Here is a 17,725-nt window from a genome sequence, read left to right on the forward strand (position 1 = left end):
CGGTCGCCGCACCCCGGTTCGGCTTCCTCCTCCGCCTTGCGAGCCACGGCGCAGACTCCCTGCTCGCTTCGGTTCAGAAGAGAAGACTCAGGCTAGTCTGGGGAGACGCTCAGCCCCGCCCTTGCGTGTGCGAGATCACGCGCATCGAGCATCCAGAGGTGTGCATGTTCCAGAAGATCCTTGTGGCCAATCGCGGCGAGATCGCGATCCGCGCCTTCCGCGCCGCTTTCGAGGTGGGGGCGCGCACCGTCGCGGTCTTCCCCCATGAGGACCGCGGGTCCCTCCACCGGCTGAAGGCCGACGAGGCCTATGAGATCGGGGAACGGGGCCATCCGGTCCGCGCCTATCTCGATGTGGACGAGATCATCCGCGTCGCCCTCGAGTCGGGCGCGGATGCCGTCTACCCGGGGTACGGGTTCCTCTCCGAGAACCCCGAGCTGGCGGAGAAGGCGGCGGCGAACGGGATCGTGTTCATCGGTCCGCCCGCGAAGGTCCTCGAGATGGCGGGGAACAAGGTGGAGGCCAAACGGCACGCCGTCGAGGCCGGAGTGCCTGTCCTGCGCTCCACCGAGGCATCCGACGACGTCGACGAGCTGCTCGCGCAGGCCGACGGGATCGGCTTCCCGCTGTTCGCCAAGGCCGTCGCCGGCGGCGGAGGCCGCGGAATGCGCCGTGTCGAGTCCATGGCGGAGCTCGCGCCCGCCCTCGCCGAGGCCATGCGCGAGGCGGCCAGCGCCTTCGGCGACCCTCGGATGTTCCTCGAGCAGGCGGTCGTCCGCCCGCGCCACATCGAGGTGCAGATCGTGGCGGACAAGACCGGCGAGACCGTCCATCTGTTCGAGCGGGACTGCTCCGTGCAGCGCCGTCATCAGAAGGTCGTCGAGATCGCGCCCGCACCCAACCTGGACGAGGGCATCCGGACCGCCTTGCACGGGTACGCCGTGGCGTTCGCCCGCTCGATCGGCTACGAGAATGCCGGAACGGTCGAATTCCTGCTGGAGACGGCGGGGGAGCGGGCCGGTGAGGTCGTCTTCATCGAGATGAATCCGCGCATCCAGGTCGAGCACACGGTCACCGAGGAGGTCACGGACGTCGACCTCGTGCAGACCCAGATGCGCATCGCCTCCGGCGAGACGCTCTCGCAGCTCGGACTGACGCAGGATCGCATCCAGCTGCGCGGTGCTGCTCTGCAATGCCGCATCACCACGGAGGATCCGACGCAGGGCTTCCGGCCGGATACGGGCAAGATCACCACCTATCGCTCGCCGGGCGGCGCCGGCATCCGTCTCGACGGCGGCACGGTGCATCAGGGAGCGCAGATCAGCCCGCACTTCGACTCGATGCTCTCCAAGCTCACCTGCCGCGGACGGGACTTCCCGGCGGCGGTCGCCCGCGCCCGGCGCGCACTGGCGGAGTTCCGCATCCGCGGCGTCGCGACGAACATCCCGTTCCTGCAGGCGCTGCTCGAGGACGAGGCGTTCATCGCGGGCGACGTGAGCACCTCGTTCATCGACGAGCGCCCGGAGCTGCTGCGCGGCAGGGTCTCCAAGGATCGGGGCACGAAGATCCTGAACTGGCTCGTCGACGTCACGGTCAACAAGCCGCACGGCCGGCATCCCGGCACGGCCGACCCTCGCACGAAGCTGCCGGCGATCGACCTGTCCGCCGAGCCGGCGCCGGGCTCCCGCCAGCTCCTGCTCGAGAAGGGGCCGGAGGGCTTCGCGTCCGCGCTGCGGCAGCAGAACGCCCTCGCGATCACCGACACGACGTTCCGCGATGCGCACCAGTCGCTGCTGGCGACCAGGGTCCGCACGCGCGACCTCGTCGCCGCGGCGCCCTACCTCGCACGACTGACGCCTGGGCTGCTCTCCGTCGAGGCCTGGGGCGGAGCGACCTACGACGTGGCGCTCCGCTTCCTCGGCGAGGACCCGTGGGAGCGGCTGGACAGGCTGCGTGCCGCCCTGCCGAACATCGCGATCCAGATGCTGCTGCGCGGGCGCAACACGGTGGGCTACACGCCGTACCCGACCGCCGTCACGGACGCCTTCGTCCAGGAGGCCGCCGTCAGCGGCGTCGACATCTTCCGGATCTTCGACGCGCTCAACGACGTCTCGCAGATGCGTCCGGCGATCGATGCCGTGCGCGCCACGGGAACGGCCGTCGCAGAGGTCGCGCTCTGCTACACCGGCGACCTGCTGAACCCGGCCGAGGACCTCTACACGCTGGACTACTACCTGCGCCTGGCGGAGCAGATCGTCGATTCCGGCGCCCACATCCTCGCCGTCAAGGACATGGCGGGACTGCTGCGTCCCGGCGCGGCCGCAAAGCTCGTGCGGGCGCTGCGCGAGCGCTTCGACCTGCCCGTGCACCTGCACACGCACGACACCCCCGGCGGGCAGCTCGCGACCCTGCTCGCGGCGAGTGCGGCCGGCGTGGATGCCGTGGACGCCGCCTCCGCCCCGCTGTCCGGCACCACCAGCCAGCCGTCGCTGTCCTCGCTCGTCGCCGCGCTCGCGCATACCGAGCGCGACAGCGGCATCGACCTCGCAGGCGTCAGCGACCTCGAGCCGTACTGGGAGGCCGTGCGCAACACCTACGCCCCCTTCGAGTCCGGACTGCCGGGGCCGACCGGGCGGGTGTACCACCACGAGATTCCCGGCGGTCAGCTCTCGAACCTGCGCCAGCAGGCGAAGGCGCTGGGACTGGCGGACGACTTCGAGCTCATCGAGGACATGTACGCGGCCGCCGATCGCATCCTCGGACGGGTTCCCAAGGTGACGCCCTCGTCCAAGGTCGTCGGCGACCTCGCCCTGCATCTGGCGGCCGTCAGAGCCGACCCCGCGGATTTCGAGGCCCACCCGGAGAAGTACGACGTGCCGGACTCGGTCGTCGGCTTCATGGCGGGCGAGCTGGGCGATCTGCCCGGCGGATGGCCCGAGCCGTTCCGGACCAAGGTCCTCGCAGGGCGTGAGGTGCGCCAGGGGAGCACCTCGATCAGCGCCGAGGACGAGGCGGCGCTCGCAGGGTCAGGCGCGGAACGCCGTGCGCGCCTGAACCAGCTGCTGTTCCCTGCTCCCACACAGGAGTTCACGCAGATGCGGGAGCTCTTCGGCGATCTCTCCGTGCTGGACACGAGCGACTACCTGTTCGGGCTCGTCCCGGGCCAGGAGCACCTCGTCGAGATCGATCGGGGCGTGCAGCTCTACGTCGGCCTGGAGGCGATCGGCGATGCGGACGACCGCGGCATGCGCACGGTCATGACGACGCTCAACGGCCAGCTGCGCCCGGTGTTCGTGCGGGACAGGTCGATCTCGGTCCAGGCGCACGAGGTGGAGAAGGCGGACACCTCGAAGCCCGGCCAGATCGCCGCCCCGTTCTCGGGAGTGGTGACGGTGAAGACCGAGGTGGGCACTGCGGTTCGCGCCGGTGAGCCCGTGGCGTCGATCGAGGCGATGAAGATGGAGGCGGCCATCACGGCCTCCGTCGACGGCGTCGTCGAACGGCTCGCGATCGCCGGGACGGCGCAGGTCGAGGCGGGCGATCTTTTGGTTGTGATCCGTCCAGCCCAGTAATCTTGTGCGGGCGACACGCTCGCACAGGCTTGGAGTTGACACAGTGACCGCGAAGAAGACCACAGATCCCGCCGAGGAGGACTCGCTGGGCGTGCTCGACGCCGCCGCCTCGCTGGACACCACCGGAATCGGCCTTCTCGGCGGTACGGCGCAGGTGAACGTCGCGATCCCCACCGGGGACGAGGACGATCTCGTCGACGACTCGGTGATCGGCGAGGTGGTCTCCGATCTCATCATCGATGACGCAGAGGACGCCGCCGGGATCGGTCGCATCCAGGGAGGCTCGAAGGACATCGTCATCGAGCTGCCCGCCGACGAACCGCCGGCGGAGCCGGTTCCCGTCGAGGCCGTCACGGCCGAGGTGATCGTGGAGTCGGCGGATGCGGAGGGGGAGCCATCCGCGGATGCCGGTGCGACGACGCCCGAGGCGGTGGAGCCGGAGATCGTGGTCGAGCCCGTTCCAGCCCCGCGCCGGCCCGTGGCTGAGCCCGAGTCCGAGCCCGCGCCGAAGGCCGATCCCCTCGTTCCCGAGGCCGCCCCGCGCCCCGCTTCGCCATGGGTGACCTCGGTCGAGAGAGCCGCCGCAGGAACGGCGTCCGAACCCGCAGAGAAAGCGACGGAGATCGTGAGCGATGACAAGCCGTCCATCGAGCCGCAGAGCGCGCTCGCCCCGAAGCCGTCCGGCGCGCAGCCCCGGGCGGACGTCGAGCTGACCGCCAAGAGGCTGGGCGACCAGCTCGGCCAGGCCGCGCGCGAGTCCGCCGATCTGCTCACCGCGGATCGGCTGCTCGACCCGCATCAGATCACCAGGCCCGAGCCCGAGGGGGCGTGGAGCCACTTCCTCTACTCGGTCTCAGGGCGCCGCATCAACATCGGCGACGGCCGCAAGGCGAAGGCGCGCAAGGCGCTGTCGGCGCGGATCGCGGCGCCGCTGTCGGGCGGGGCCCGTTTCGTCCCCGTGCTGTCGCGCAAGGGAGGGGTGGGCAAGACCGCCGTCACGGCCCTGCTCGGGATGGCGCTGGCGGACGCCCGCGACGACCGCGTGATCGCGGTGGACGCCAATCCCGATCGCGGGACGCTCGCGGAGCGCATCGTCCGCTCCCACGGCCGTTCGGTGCGGGATCTGGTCAGGGCTCGCGGCGAGGTGCGCGGCTACCACGACATCTCCGCCATCGTGGCGCGCGACGCCACGCGTCTGGACGTACTCGCCTCCGACACCGATCCTCGGATCGCCGATGCCTTCAGCGACGCCGACTACCGGGACGTCGCCGATGTCGCGGCGCACTACTACTCGCTCGTCCTCACGGACACGGGGACCGGCATCGTCCACTCCGTGATGGGTGCGACGCTCGAGCTCGCCGACCAGCTCGTGATCGTGTCCGGCCTCAGCGTCGACGAGGCACGACTCGCCTCCGAGACGCTCACCTGGCTGGAGACCAACGGCTATGCGGAGCTGGCGAGGAACGCGGTCGTGGTCCTCAACCAGTCGACGCCGGGGAGCCCTCTGGTCCGGCTCAACGAGCTCGAGGCGCACTTCGGCACGAGGGCGGGTCACGTCCTGCGGATCCCGTACGACGCGCAGATCGCCGGCGGCGGACCGATCGTGTTCTCCGCCCTCCAGCCGGAGACCCGCCAGGCGGCCCGCGAGCTCGCCGCCCTCCTCGTCGAGGGCCTGCGCACCGGCGTCGCCTGATGGCCGTCCGTGAGATCCGCCTCTTCGGCGACCCCGTGCTGCGCACCGTGTGCGCACCGGTCGAGGAGATCGACGACGGCGTCCGCGCGCTCGTGACCGATCTCGTCGACACCGTGGAGCTGCCAGGACGCGCCGGCGTCGCCGCCAATCAGATCGGCGTCGCCGTCCGCGCGTTCAGCTACAACATCGACGGCGACATCGGCTATGTCCTGAATCCGGTTCTCGTCGAGGTGCGGGGCGAGCCGGTCCCGACGGGTGAGGGATGCCTGTCGGTGCCCGGCCTCTGGCACGAGGCGCTGCGCCATCCGTGGGCGAGGGTCGAGGGCATCGACCTGGACGGCAACCCGGTCGTCCTCGAGGGCGAGGGGCTGCTCGCCCAGGCGCTGCAGCACGAGACCGATCACCTCGACGGCATGGTCTACCTGTCGCGGCTGGCGCCCGAGACCCGCAGGATCGCCATGCGCGAGGTCCGGGAGAGCGACTGGTTTTGATATTGATACGGGCGGGCTCAAGGCCGCGCAGCGGCGTTGAGCCCGCATCGTATCAACGTTGAGCGAGGACGCCGTAGGCGCCCGAGTCGAAACGCGCTCGTGTCGAAGCCCGTTTCGACTCGCCTTCGGCTCGCTCAACGAGCGGGTGGGGGCTGGCGTCGCTCTAAGGGTGGGTGGGGCTGGCGTCGCTCAACGAGCGGGTGGGGACGACGGCGCGCCCGACGAGCGGGCGGGGTGTCCCTCAGCCCCCGATGGCGACGTTCGTCGTCTGCACCGGCTCGTCGTAGATCGCCGCGATCTCGTCTGCGAAGTCCGACACGATCACGTTGCGCTTGATCGACAGCTTCGGGGTGAGATGACCGGACGCCTCGGTCCACTCCGAGTCCAGGATCGTGAACTTGCGGATCGACTCCGCGCGCGAGACGGTCGCGTTCGCGGCGTCCACCGCACGCTGGACCTCGGCGCGCACTGCCGGGTTCCTCGCCGCCTCCGCGAGGGTCATCGTCGCATCCAGGCCGTTGTTGCCGAGCCAGGTGGGCAGCATCTCGGGGTCGAGCGTGACCAGGGCCGCGATGAACGGCTTCTGATCGCCGACCACGACGACCTGCCCGACGACGGGATTCGCGCGGATCGGATCCTCCAGCGCGGCCGGCGCGACGTTCTTGCCGCCCGCGGTGACGATGATCTCCTTCTTGCGCCCGGTGATCGTGAGGAAGCCCTCGGCGTCGAAGCTGCCGATGTCCCCGGTGCGGAACCAGCCGTCGTCGAACGCGGCCGCCGTCGCCGCCGGGTTGTTCCAGTACTCCTTGAAGACGTTGATGCCGCGGATCTCGATCTCGCCGTCATCCGCGAGGCGCACGCCGACACCGGGGAGGGCGGGCCCGACGGTGCCGATCTTGGACTTGTCCGCGAGGTTCACCGTCGCGGGCGCCGTGGTCTCGGTCAGGCCGTAGCCCTCGAGGATCGTCACGCCCAGGCTGTGGAAGAAGTGGCCGAGACGCGGGCCGAGCGGCGCCGAGCCGGAGATGGCGTAGGTGACGTTGCCGCCCATGGCCTCCCGGATCTTCGACAGCACCAGGCGGTCGAGCACGGCGAAGCGGATCTTGAGACCGAACGGCACCTTCTCGCCCGCCTCGACGAGCTGCGAGTGCTCGATCGCTGCGGCTGCGGCGGCGCGGAAGATCTTGCCCTTGCCGCCGGACTCGGCCTTCTGCTCGGAGGAGTTGTAGACCTTCTCGAACACGCGGGGGACCGCGAGGAGGAACGTCGGCTTGAAGGAGCCCAGTGCGGGGAGGAGGTGCTTGGTGTCCGGCTGGTGCCCGGTGCGGACGCCGGCGTGGATGTCCAGGATGGAGATGAACCGGGCGAAGACGTGCGCCGTGGTGATGAACAGCACGGTCGACGCGCCTGGCGTGTTGACGACGTCCTCCAGGGACTTCGCCGCGTTGCGGGCCAGCTCGACGAAGTTGCTGTGCGTCAGCACGCAGCCCTTGGGGCGACCGGTCGATCCGGAGGTGTAGATGAGCGTCGCGATGTCGCTGCCGACGGCGAGGTTGCGGCGGCGCTCGATCTCGGCGTCGTCGACGGACGCGCCCTGGGCGGTGAGCGCGTCGACGGCGCCGAGGTGCAGCTGCCAGACCTCTCGGATGAGGGGAAGGTCTCCACGCACCTCGTCGACGCGTTGGAAGTGCTCCGCCGACTCGACGATGAGAGCCGACGCCCCGGAGTCCTCCATGATCCACTGGATCTGCGAGGGGGAGCTGGTCTCGTAGATCGGGACCATGACGGCGCCCGCGTAGAACAGCGCGAAATCGATCAGCGTCCACTCATAGGTGGTGCGCGCGATGAACCCGATCTTCTCGCCGGGCTGGACGCCCGCGGCCACGAAGCCCTTGGCGAGGGCGATGACCGCGGTCTGGAAATCGGCGGCGGTGATGTCGCGCCAGCCTTCGCCCTGCGGCACGGAGAACAGTGCCAGGCTCGGGGTCGCCTCCACGCGCTTCACCAGGAGATCGGTGACGTTCGCGTCGGGGTCGGCGGGGACGATCGCAGGGACTTCGAACTTGACCACGGCAGCTCCTTCGGTACCGGTCGGCACGGGTGTGCCTCGAGTCTATGTTATGGGATTCAGTCGCGCATCTAGTGAGACCGAGTCGCAGCACTCTGCGGGCGCTAGACTGCACAGCGATGTTCTACTGGCTGATGAAATACGTGGCTATCGGCCCCATCGTCAAGGCGGTCTTCCGTCCTTGGATCGTGGGTCGGCGCAACGTGCCCAAGACCGGCGCCGCGATCCTCGCCAGCAACCACCTCTCCGTCTCCGACTCGGTCTTCCTGCCGCTGATGATCGATCGTCCGATGTCCTTCCTCGCCAAGAGCGACTACTTCACCGGCAGGGGGATCAAGGGCTGGGCGACGAGGATCTTCATGAGAGCCACCGGGCAGATCCCCATCGATCGCTCGGGGGGCAAGGCCTCTGAGGCTTCCCTGAACGCCGGTCTCCAGGTGCTCGGGCGCGGCGACCTCCTCGGGATCTACCCGGAGGGCACCCGCAGTCCAGACGGGAAGCTCTACCGGGGGCGGACCGGCATCGCGCGCATGGCCCTCGAGGCGAAAGTTCCAGTGATCCCGGTCATCATGGTGGACACCGACACGGCGATGCCGATCGGGCAGAGCATCCCGAACGTGATGCGCGTGGGCATCGTGATCGGCGAGCCGCTGGACTTCTCGCGCTACGCCGGCATGGAGAACGACCGCTACATCCTGCGCTCCGTGACGGACGAGATCATGATCGCCCTGCAGCGCCTCGGCGAGCAGGAATACGACGACGTCTACGCATCGACGGTCAAGGACCGGATGCCTGCTCGCAGGCGCCCCTGAGCGTCACGTCGCGGCATCCCGTGCCCCACTAAGCTGGGGGCATGCCGACAACGCACGACCTCGACGCCTGGCGCTCCCTCCCGATCAAGCAGCAGCCGCAGTGGCCCGACGCCGAGCGCGTCACCGAGGTCTCGACGCAGATCGCCGCGCTTCCGCCGCTCGTCTTCGCCGGCGAGGTCGACAACCTCCGGGACAGGCTCGCGCGCGCGGCATCCGGTCAGGCGTTCCTCCTGCAGGGCGGCGACTGCGCGGAGACCTTCGCCGGGGCGACCGCGGAGCAGATCCGCAACCGCATCAAGACCGTCCTGCAGATGGCGGTCGTGCTCACCTACGGCGCCTCGATGCCGGTCGTCAAGATGGGCCGGATGGCCGGGCAGTTCGCCAAGCCGCGCTCGAGCGACGCCGAGACGCGCGGCGATGTCACGCTGCCCGCCTACCGCGGCGACATCGTCAACGGCTACGACTTCACGGAGGGGTCGAGGCAGGCCGATCCCGCACGTCTCCTGCAGGGCTACCACACGGCCGTGTCGACCCTGAACCTCATCCGCGCGTTCACGCAGGGCGGCTTCGCCGACCTCCGCGAGGTGCACTCCTGGAACAAGGGCTTCGCGCAGAACCCCGCCAATCAGCGCTACGAGCGGATGGCGGCGGAGATCGACCGCGCCATCAAGTTCATGGAGGCCGCCGGCGCGGACTTCGACGAGCTCAAGCGCGTGGAGTTCTTCACCGGCCACGAGGGGCTGCTGATGGACTACGAGCGCCCGATGACCCGCATCGACTCGCGCACGGGCACCCCGTACAACACCTCGGCGCACTTCCTGTGGATCGGGGAGCGGACCCGCGACCTGGACGGCGCGCACGTCGACTACTTCTCCCGGATCCGCAACCCCATCGGCGTCAAGCTCGGCCCGACGACGACGCCGGAGACCGCTCTCGCCCTCATCGACAAGCTCGACCCCGACCGCGAGCCGGGTCGCCTCACCTTCATCACCCGCATGGGGGCGGGGAGGATCCGCGACGCGCTTCCCCCGCTGCTCGCAGCGGTGAAGGACGCCGGCGCGACCCCGCTGTGGGTGACGGACCCCATGCACGGCAACGGCATCACCACGCCCACCGGCTACAAGACGCGCCGCTTCGACGACGTCGTCGACGAGGTCCGCGGCTTCTTCGAGGCGCATCGCTCGGTCGGGACCTTCCCCGGCGGCATACACGTCGAGCTGACCGGGGACGACGTGACCGAGTGCCTCGGCGGCTCCGAGCACATCGACGAGGCAGACCTCGCCACCCGCTACGAGAGCCTGTGCGATCCTCGCCTGAACCACATGCAGTCGCTCGAGCTGGCCTTCCTGGTCGCCGAGGAGCTGGCCGCGGCTCAGCGTCGCTGAGGACGCGCGGAAGAGAGGGGGCCGGAACAGATCGTTCCGGCCCCCTCTCTTCGCGTTCTCAGGCCCGGCGGCGACGGAGCAGCAGCGCGCCGGTCGCGAGCAGGAGTCCTGCGATGACGACGGACAGCACGGCACCGGTCGCATCGCCGCCCGTGTCCGCCAGCGATCCGGACTCCGTGTCCTCGTCGGCCGCATCCGGATCGCCGCCGCCGCTCGTCGCGGTGACCGTCAGAGCGGCCGCCGCCGTGATCTCGCCCGTGAAGGCGACGATCTCGTGCTCGCCCGCCGGGGCGGACGCCGGGATGGTCGCGACGAAGACCAGCCCGCCATCGGCATCCGTCGTCGTCGTGCCGAGGACGACCGGCGTGCTGTGCAGCTCGATGCGGACCGCAGCGGACGCGGGGAATCCGGAACCGGTGACGATGACCTTCGAACCTGCCGCGGCGGACGTCGCGCTGAGCGCGAGGGCCGGATCGGCGGGAGCGGCGACGTCGGGGAACGCCGTCGCCGCCGACCCGAGGCGCAGGAACACGGTCTCGCCGGTGGCATCCGTCAGGCCGTCGTTGTCGGTGACCGCATAGAGACCGCCGTCGGCGGCGATCGCGAAGCCCTCGAGCTTCTCCTGGGTCCAGCCGGCCGTGGCGCGCAGCAGCGGCAGCACATCGATCGCCGTCGACTTCTCCAGCACCGTGAGGGGCTCGCCGAACGCGCTGCCCTCGGCGTCTGCCGGGATCTCGACCCTGGTGATCCGCTTGACCGCTGCGGAGGGGCCGTTCAGCTTGTCGCGCTCGATGATCGCGAAGGTGTCCTCGTCGATCGCGGTGATCTCGGAGAGTCCCATCCAGTCGCCGGCCTTCGTCGTGGCGTCCAGCCGGTACCCGAACCAGTCCCATGCGCCCGTGGCAGGATCCAGACGGCCGATCCGCGCGACATCCGCATCGTCCACGGTCCCCGCTGAGGGAGTCGCCGGGTCGTTCCACAGCGGACGCTGGATGACGCTCCAGACGCGCACGTCCGCACCGGAGCCCGTGACCGTCACACCCTCGAAGCCCCCCCTTGCCGACGTGCGCGGCGACCTCGGCGGGCAGCGGGTGCCGTGCGATCACGGCACCGTCGGCGTCGGCGTGCACGATCGTGTTCCCCGCGCCGTCGGCGCCCTCGGCGGCGAGCCAGAACGTGCCGTCCTCGGCCGCCGAGAGTCACTCCACGTCCAGGGCGATCGGCGTGCCGTCCTCCGTCACCTGCAGCGCGGAGGTCACGCGAGCCGGCGCCTCGGAGACGTCCACGCTGTAGATCGTCGCGGGGGACAGCACGACGTCGCTCGCGGCGTACACGGTCGAGGCCTCGCTCGGGTGGCCGGAGAGCGCACCCAGTGCGGACCACCCGATCGGCGCGCCGCCCACCGCATCCGAGACGATGCTCGGCTGCGCGGCCGGGGACGAGCCGCCGAACGAGAAGACGTTCACCGCGGCGCGCACTCCGACGGCGGCGTCGTCCGTCTCGCTGGAGACGACGAGCAGGTCGCGGTCCGGCACGGGAGGATGCCCTCCGGGCCGTTCGTCGTGAACAGGATCTGAACGAACTCCGGCGAGGTCGGATCCGTCATGTCGTACACGGCGACGAAGTTCGAGCGCTCACTGGCGACGAACGCGTATGGGATGCCGTCGAACACGGCGAAGGCGAGGCCCTCGGGCTCCGCTCCCTTGCTGTCCGCGCGAGCCTCGTTGTGCAGGCCGTGTCGCACCGCGATGCTCTCGAAGGAGCTCCCCGCATCCCAGACCGGCTCGCCCGACCGGGCGTCGAACACCGTCCAGCCGCGCGTGCCGCCCTTCCAGTCGCCCTCGTTCGCGGTGGCCACCAGGCCGTCGCCCACCCAGGCGATCGCATCCGGCTCGCGCGGGGTGTCCTCGATCGACCCGGTCAGATCGATCCGGCCGTCCTCGGCGGTGTCGATCCCGGAGACCGAGACCGTGCCGGCGGAGAACACCGACGTGATCTCCTTCGTCGTCAGGTCGATCACGGCCACGCCGTTGTTCTCCTGCAGGGTGACGGCCAGCTCGCCGGCTTCGTTGATCGTGACGTACTCGGGCTCCGGGTCCTCCGGCGTGTCCAATCCCGCCGCCTCGACGATCGGCAGCGGGACGCCCTCGTCGTCGAGGAAGGACACCGGTGTCGTGGTCCATGCGGCAGGGTCGTCGCCGAGCTCGAGCACCTGCACGAAGCCGCCGGGGAGCTGAGGCAGGTCTCCCTCCTCGCCGCCCTCCGGGGCGGCGCCCTCGTCGCGCTGGTTCTCGATGGCGATCGCGGCATACGCCCCATCGTGCGAGATCGCGATGGAATCCGGCTGTCCGCCCAGATCGATCGAACGCACGACCACGCGGTCGGAGGCGCGCAGCACGTCGAGGCGTCCGCGCGGGTTCACGAAGTCGCCGCCGGTCTCGTCGATCACGACGAGGATGTAGTCGCCGTACGAGGCGACGGAGGTCGGCTGGTCGTCCGCGTGACCGAGATCGGCGAGTGACACCGTGCCGGTGCCGACCGGGTTCGCGGGATCGCTCACGTCGACGAAGCCGACCCGCCTGCCCAGCGCATCGGTGTAGACCACGGTGCCGTCCGCGGTGATGGCGGAGATCTCGGCGACGGTCGCGGCCGACGGGTCGACGCCGTCCGGGACGTCCTGATAGACCGGGTAGGTCGCCGTGCGCGCGAAGGCGGATGCGGCGGGCGATGCGGATTCCGGCGCTGCGGATGCCGGGACGGCGACCCCGATGGCGCCGACGACGAGGCAGGTGGCGAGCAGTGCTGCGCGCAGGGAACGAGACGGCATGGGACACACTCCGATGAGGTCCGACGGGGGGATGCCGCCAGGATGTTGTCGCCAGGAAGACGTCGCATGCCGAGACGATGTCCGTCCGGTGAGCGCGAGGTGAACGAATCGTCTCCCTGCGCGCCGGGGCTCAGAGTCCCGGCGTGAGGGTGATGGTCGCGCCGGGCAGCGCCTCGTCGTCCGGATCGATCCCGCGGACGCGGTAGATGTCCCAGTAGCCCCCGCCGAACGGCAGCTCGAGGTCGTCGATGCCCGCGTTCACCTCGAAGCCGAGGCCCTTCAGCTCATCGACGGCGTCCCGGATGGTCCATCCGATCACGTCGGGGATCTCGATGGGCCTCGGGCCGAGGGAGACGATCAGCGTCACCTGGTCGCCGGGCCGCCACGACCCCTTCTCCGCGCGGTCGCCGATCCGGATCACCGCGTCCTCGGCGATGTCGTCGTTGTACTCCGTCGGCGTCTCGGAGTTCACGGTGAGGCGCTTCGCCTCCAGCGCCGCGGTCGCCTCGGACACCGATTTGCCGACCACGTCCGGCATGGGGCCGAGCGAGACCTGGATGATCGCGTCGTCGTCCTCGAAGACCTCGCATCCGTCGCCGCAGGCGTGCGTGTCCCCGCCGTCCCGCGGGATGATCTTCACATTGATCGCAGAGCCCTCGGCGGTCTGCGAGGAGAAGTACTCCTCGTTGTCGCGGATGTTGATCCTCGCATCGCCCAGGAGAGAGCGCACCTCGTCCTCGGTCCTGCCCGCCAGCGCCTCCAGCGTGTGCGGCGCCGGTCCGTCGGAGACGTAGACCGTGACCTCTTCGCCCTTGTCCAGGCGCTGTCCGGGCTCCGGATCGCTGCGGGTGGTCGTGCCGGCATCCACGTCGATGGAGTTCTCGTGCGCTTCGACGGCGACGAGGTCGTGCTCCTCGAGCATCGCCTCGGCGGTGGCGAAGTCGACGCCGGCCACGTCGGGCACGGCGACGAGAGACCCGGGCCCCGAGCCGAACCACCAGCCGACGCCGCCGGCGACGGTCGCCAGCAGGAGCACGAGCGTGAGCAGGAACGCTCCGCGTGCGCGGCGACGCGAGGTGCGCCGGCGCAGCAGCGTGGCATTGTCCACGGTCGTCGTCACCGGCTCGGTCGTCACGGCGGCCACGGTTCCGGGAAGGACTTTGGTCACGTCGCCGGAATCCAGCTGCGAGCGCGAGGGGGGAGCCGTGGCGGCCGCGACCTGCGGTGCGATGCCGAGCTCCCGCTCGATCTCGCGGAGGCGGTCCAGCATGGCCTGCGCGTCGTCAGGGCGGTCGTGCGGAGAGCGTTCGGTCGCCCACAGCACGAGCTCGTCCAGCTGCTCGGGCACGCCGGCGTTGCGCGCGCTCGGGCGTGGAACCGACTCCGTGGCGTGCTGGAAGGCGATCTGCATGGGCTGCTCGCCCTTGTACGGCTGCTCGCCGACGAGCATCTCGTAGAGCATGATGCCGAGGGCGTAGATGTCGCTGCGCGCGTCCGCGGTTCCGCGGGTGACGAGCTCGGGGGCGAGGTACGCGATCGTGCCGAGCAGCTGCGCGCCGGTCGCGGTGTTCGCGGTGGTGGCGCGGGCCAGGCCGAAGTCGCCGATCTTGATGCGGCCGTCCTCCGCGAGGAGCACGTTCTCCGGCTTCACGTCGCGATGCACGATCCCCGCGCGGTGCGCGGCGGCGAGGCCTGCGAGCACCGCGTCCATGATCGTGATCGTCTGCGGCACCGTGAGCCGGCGCTGCTCCCGCATGAGCTCGCGCAGCGTGATGCCCGGCAGGTACTCCATCACCAGGTAGGCGAGCTCGCCGTCCTGACCCTGGTCGAAGACGTTGACGACGTGCGGATCGGCCAGGCGCGCGGCGGCGCGGGCCTCCTGGATGAAACGGCTCTGGAAGGCCGAGTCGTCGCTCAGGTGCGCATGCATCACCTTCAGGGCGATGCGGCGCTCGAGCCGTAGGTCCGTCGCGACGTACACCGTGGCCATCCCGCCGCGGGCGATGCGGGCCCTGACGCGGTAGCGACCGTCGACAAGCCGCCCGATGAGGGGGTCGGCCTGCTGATTCGTCGTCACAGAGAGAGTCTACGGAGAACAGGCTGGAAGCCGGGGGAGCGGCTCGCCCCCTGGACCGCGCGGTTCCCGATCATCCGTACTGCTCGAGCCACCGGTAGGCCTGCGTCTCCCACTGCCCGTACCGCTCGGGATACTGCGAGATCTGCACGGACTGCGCGGCCTCGCTGAAGCCCATCGACTCCCATCCTGGGATGTCGAGCAGACCCCGCGTCTCGGAGCCGTTCGGATCCGAGGGTCCGCCGTAGAACGCCCGGATGCTGTAGTCGCGATCGCGGATCTGCGCCGGCGTTCCCCAGCCCTGGCTCGGCCGCTGCTGGAAGAGTCCCAGGGAGTCGCGGTCTCCCCAGTCCAGGTTGCGCATCCAGGCCTCGACCATGCTCGTCGCCAGCGCGATCGCGATGCCGCGGTCGGAGACGCCGAGCTCGCGCCCGATCCGGATGATCATCCTCGCGTTCTCGGCCTGCCTGGAGTTCAGCGATCCCGCCGTCGTCGAGGGGATCTCCAGCCTCTGCCCCGGGTAGATGATCGACGAGGAGGAGAGCCCGTTCGCCGCCAGGACCGCGGTCACGGTGGTGCCGTACCTCTGCGCGATCCCGAAGACCGTGTCGCCCCTGGACACGGCGTGCGTGGTGGAGGCGGGCGCCGGGGCCGCTGTCTGCGCGGGGGCCTGTGCGCCGGGCAGCCGCACCTTCTGACCGGGGTGGATGATCGACGAGGACGAGAGCCCGTTGGCGGACAGGACGGCCGCGACCGTCTTGCCGTACTTCTTCGCGATGCCGTAGATCGTGTCGCCGGCGACGACGGTGTGCGTGGCCGATGCGCTCGTGGCCGGTGTCTGCGGGGAGGAAGCGCCTGGTCTCAGCCTGAGCACCTGACCGGGGTGGATGACGGACGCCGCGCTGAGGCCGTTCCACGCCAGGACGTCGGCCGTGCGCAGCCCGAAGCGCTGGGCGATGGCCCAGACGGTGTCGCCGGAGCGCACGGTGTAGCCGGCCGGCGCCTGTGGCGCGGCCGGGGCCGTCCGGCCGGCCGGTGCCGGCGAGGCCAGGCCGGACGCGCCGACCGCACCCGGTTCCGCGGCCATGGCCGGTGCGGCGGTGAGAACACCGGCGAGCGAGCCGATGATCGCGGCCGGCACGCCGATCTGAAGCTGTCGCGAGCGGGCTCGCTTCGTCGTCGGGCTCATGTCTTCCCCCTCATTAGCCTTCACAACGGTGTCACGGATATATACGCAAGTCAACAGAAGTTGTTCCTGTGACAGAAGTGACGAGTGTGATGGAAGTGCGTGCGGTCCGCCGAGATGAGATAGTGGCAACGTGCCTGAGAACACTCCCGCCTCGATCCCGACCGACTGGCTGACCCTGCCCGATCTCGTGGAGGCGCTCGGCGAGCCGCTGGGCCGCGTGCGGCGTCTCCTCGACGAGCACCACCTCATCGGCATCCGTCATGACGGCGTCTTCGCCGTGCCCTCCGTCTTCATCGTCGACGGGCATCCGCTGGCTTCGCTGCGCGGAACGGTCATCGCGCTGCGGGACGCCGGCTTCGGCGACGAGGAGATCATCGACTGGCTGCTCGCTCCGGAGGAGTCGCTCGGACGCACGCCCATCGAGGCGCTGCTCGCCGGACACAAGAGCGCGGTCCGCCGCGTGGCGCGCACGCTCGCCTGAGCGCGGACGCCGTCACGCCGCGCGGACGGTCGCCTGGCGCGCGAGCTCGCGCAGACCGCTCACGGCCGCATTGTCCAGGCGCGCGGCGTTGAGCGCGCGGACGGCCGTCTCGGCGTACTCCGCGATGAGGCGTTCCACGCGGTCCAGGGCGCCGGCGTCGCGCACGGTCGCCTGAAGCGCCGCCACCTGCGCGGAGTCGAGCTCCGGATCGCCGAGCAGGTCGTCGAGAACGGCACGCGCGGAGGAGGGGAGCCTCTCACGGGTGAAGGCGATCAGCACCGTCCGCTTTCCCTCGCGGAGGTCGTCACCGGAGGGCTTTCCCGTCACGGCCTCGTCGCCGAACACGCCGAGCACGTCGTCGCGCAGCTGGAACGCCATCCCGACCGGATGCCCGAAGGCGCGCAGCGCCGCCTGCTGGTCGGCATCCGCTCCCGCGAGCAGGGCGCCGAGGAGCAGGGGCTCCTCGACGCTGTACCTGGCGGACTTGAGCGAGATCACGCGCAGCGCGCGCTCCGCATGCTGGTCCAGCGGGCTCACGCTCCACGCGGACTCCTCCGCGATGTCCAGGAACTGGCCGGTGGTGACGTCCCTGCGCATCCTGGCGTACTCGCGACGCACCGCGTCCGCGTTCGGGTGCGCAGCGATGGACTCCTCGAGCAGGTCGTCGCTCCAGGCCACGAGGAGGTCGCCGAGCAGGATCGCGGATGCGCGGCCGAAGGATGCGGCGTCCCCGCTCCACCCCGCCGCCGCGTGGTCGCTCTCCAGGGCGCGGTGGGCCGAGGGCCTGCCCCGTCGCGTGTCGGAGTTGTCGATGAGGTCGTCGTGCACCAGGGCGGCGGCCTGGAACACCTCGAGGGCGGCGCACACGCCCCACAGCGCGTCCGGCGCCGCGGCGGTGCGATCGGACGCGCGCGCCACCGCCTCCCACCCGGCATGGCAGAAACGCGCGCGGAGCCGCTTCCCGCCCTCGAGCGTGCGCCCTGCCGCCTCGGCGAAACGCCGCCCCTCGGGGCCGTGCCCGGCGGTCTCGGCGTGCATGCGCTCGAGGAAAGCGGTCAGGCGCGCGGCGACGGCGTCGAGGACGGAAGCGGGATCGGGCACGCTTCCAGCCTACGGGGAGAAGCACGGCGAGC

12 protein-coding genes and 1 pseudogene are annotated in these 17,725 nt (G+C 70.4%); 6 read left to right on the top strand and 7 right to left on the bottom strand.

Going from position 1 to position 17,725, the window contains the following annotated elements:
* The first annotated feature begins 164 nt into the window (after positions 1-164).
* The 3 genes from ACYVGQ_RS07775 to ACYVGQ_RS07785 are packed head-to-tail and all read left to right on the top strand — an operon-like array spanning position 165 to position 5,756.
* On the top strand, positions 165-3,572 hold the full coding sequence (locus ACYVGQ_RS07775) for a pyruvate carboxylase (protein ID WP_460784040.1): 3,408 nt from the start codon (positions 165-167) through the stop codon (positions 3,570-3,572).
* A gap of 43 nt (positions 3,573-3,615) precedes the next feature.
* Positions 3,616-5,265 carry a MinD/ParA family ATP-binding protein gene (locus ACYVGQ_RS07780; protein ID WP_460784041.1) on the top strand — a complete coding sequence of 550 codons (1,650 nt, stop codon included), beginning with the start codon at positions 3,616-3,618 and terminating at the stop codon, positions 5,263-5,265.
* The gene (locus tag ACYVGQ_RS07785; protein WP_460784042.1) at positions 5,265-5,756 is read left to right on the top strand and encodes a peptide deformylase; all 492 of its coding nucleotides are present in this window, start codon (positions 5,265-5,267) and stop codon (positions 5,754-5,756) included. The genes ACYVGQ_RS07780 and ACYVGQ_RS07785 overlap by 1 nt, the downstream gene beginning before the upstream one ends.
* 241 nt (positions 5,757-5,997) lie before the next feature.
* On the opposite strand, the gene ACYVGQ_RS07790 is transcribed toward ACYVGQ_RS07785, so the two are convergent.
* Complete coding sequence (locus ACYVGQ_RS07790; protein ID WP_460784043.1) at positions 5,998-7,827, bottom strand: AMP-dependent synthetase/ligase; 1,830 nt, start codon at positions 7,825-7,827, stop codon at positions 5,998-6,000.
* Between the two features lie 116 nt (positions 7,828-7,943).
* On the opposite strand from ACYVGQ_RS07790, the gene ACYVGQ_RS07795 reads away from it, so the two are divergent.
* Both ACYVGQ_RS07795 and ACYVGQ_RS07800 read left to right on the top strand, forming a co-directional pair.
* A complete protein-coding gene (locus ACYVGQ_RS07795) occupies positions 7,944-8,636 on the top strand; it encodes a lysophospholipid acyltransferase family protein (RefSeq protein ID WP_460784045.1) in 693 nt (230 codons plus the stop codon).
* 41 nt (positions 8,637-8,677) lie between these two features.
* Entirely contained in the window at positions 8,678-10,021 is a 1,344-nt protein-coding gene (locus ACYVGQ_RS07800) for a class II 3-deoxy-7-phosphoheptulonate synthase (RefSeq protein WP_460784046.1), read from the top strand.
* 58 nt (positions 10,022-10,079) lie between these two features.
* Here ACYVGQ_RS07800 and ACYVGQ_RS07805 read toward each other — a convergent pair.
* The 5 genes and pseudogenes from ACYVGQ_RS07805 to ACYVGQ_RS07825 form a co-directional block, all read right to left on the bottom strand.
* Positions 10,080-11,081 (bottom strand): annotated as a pseudogene (locus ACYVGQ_RS07805) (esterase-like activity of phytase family protein); the annotation flags it as partial.
* Positions 11,082-11,220: 139 nt separating this feature from the next.
* Entirely contained in the window at positions 11,221-11,556 is a 336-nt protein-coding gene (locus ACYVGQ_RS07810) for a hypothetical protein (protein ID WP_460784047.1), read from the bottom strand.
* A complete protein-coding gene (locus ACYVGQ_RS07815) occupies positions 11,484-12,848 on the bottom strand; it encodes a choice-of-anchor I domain-containing protein (protein WP_460784048.1) in 1,365 nt (454 codons plus the stop codon). The genes ACYVGQ_RS07810 and ACYVGQ_RS07815 overlap by 73 nt, the downstream gene beginning before the upstream one ends.
* Positions 12,849-12,978: 130 nt before the next feature.
* Complete coding sequence (pknB, locus tag ACYVGQ_RS07820) at positions 12,979-14,925, bottom strand: Stk1 family PASTA domain-containing Ser/Thr kinase (RefSeq protein WP_460784049.1); 1,947 nt, start codon at positions 14,923-14,925, stop codon at positions 12,979-12,981.
* Positions 14,926-14,995: 70 nt separating this feature from the next.
* A complete protein-coding gene (locus ACYVGQ_RS07825; RefSeq protein ID WP_460784050.1) occupies positions 14,996-16,111 on the bottom strand; it encodes a LysM peptidoglycan-binding domain-containing protein in 1,116 nt (371 codons plus the stop codon).
* Positions 16,112-16,241: 130 nt separating this feature from the next.
* Between ACYVGQ_RS07825 and ACYVGQ_RS07830 the strand changes: the two genes are divergently transcribed.
* The gene (locus tag ACYVGQ_RS07830; protein WP_460784052.1) at positions 16,242-16,592 is read left to right on the top strand and encodes an Rv2175c family DNA-binding protein; all 351 of its coding nucleotides are present in this window, start codon (positions 16,242-16,244) and stop codon (positions 16,590-16,592) included.
* A gap of 12 nt (positions 16,593-16,604) precedes the next feature.
* Here ACYVGQ_RS07830 and ACYVGQ_RS07835 read toward each other — a convergent pair whose 3' ends face one another.
* Positions 16,605-17,693 (bottom strand): polyprenyl synthetase family protein, encoded by a 1,089-nt coding sequence (locus ACYVGQ_RS07835; protein WP_460784053.1) that lies wholly within the window; start codon positions 17,691-17,693, stop codon positions 16,605-16,607.
* Positions 17,694-17,725 lie beyond the last annotated feature (32 nt).

This window comes from Microbacterium tumbae (assembly GCF_054780175.1).

Excerpts from the sequence above, each read along its gene's own strand:
- ACYVGQ_RS07775 (WP_460784040.1), top strand. The coding sequence starts at position 165 with ATGTTCCAGAAGATCCTTGTGGCCAATCGCGGCGAGATCGCGATCCGC.
- ACYVGQ_RS07785 (WP_460784042.1), top strand. The coding sequence starts at position 5,265 with ATGGCCGTCCGTGAGATCCGCCTCTTCGGCGACCCCGTGCTGCGCACC.
- ACYVGQ_RS07795 (WP_460784045.1), top strand. The coding sequence starts at position 7,944 with ATGTTCTACTGGCTGATGAAATACGTGGCTATCGGCCCCATCGTCAAG.
- ACYVGQ_RS07800 (WP_460784046.1), top strand. The coding sequence starts at position 8,678 with ATGCCGACAACGCACGACCTCGACGCCTGGCGCTCCCTCCCGATCAAG.
- ACYVGQ_RS07815 (WP_460784048.1), bottom strand. The coding sequence starts at position 12,848 with ATGCCGTCTCGTTCCCTGCGCGCAGCACTGCTCGCCACCTGCCTCGTC.
- ACYVGQ_RS07825 (WP_460784050.1), bottom strand. The coding sequence starts at position 16,111 with ATGAGCCCGACGACGAAGCGAGCCCGCTCGCGACAGCTTCAGATCGGC.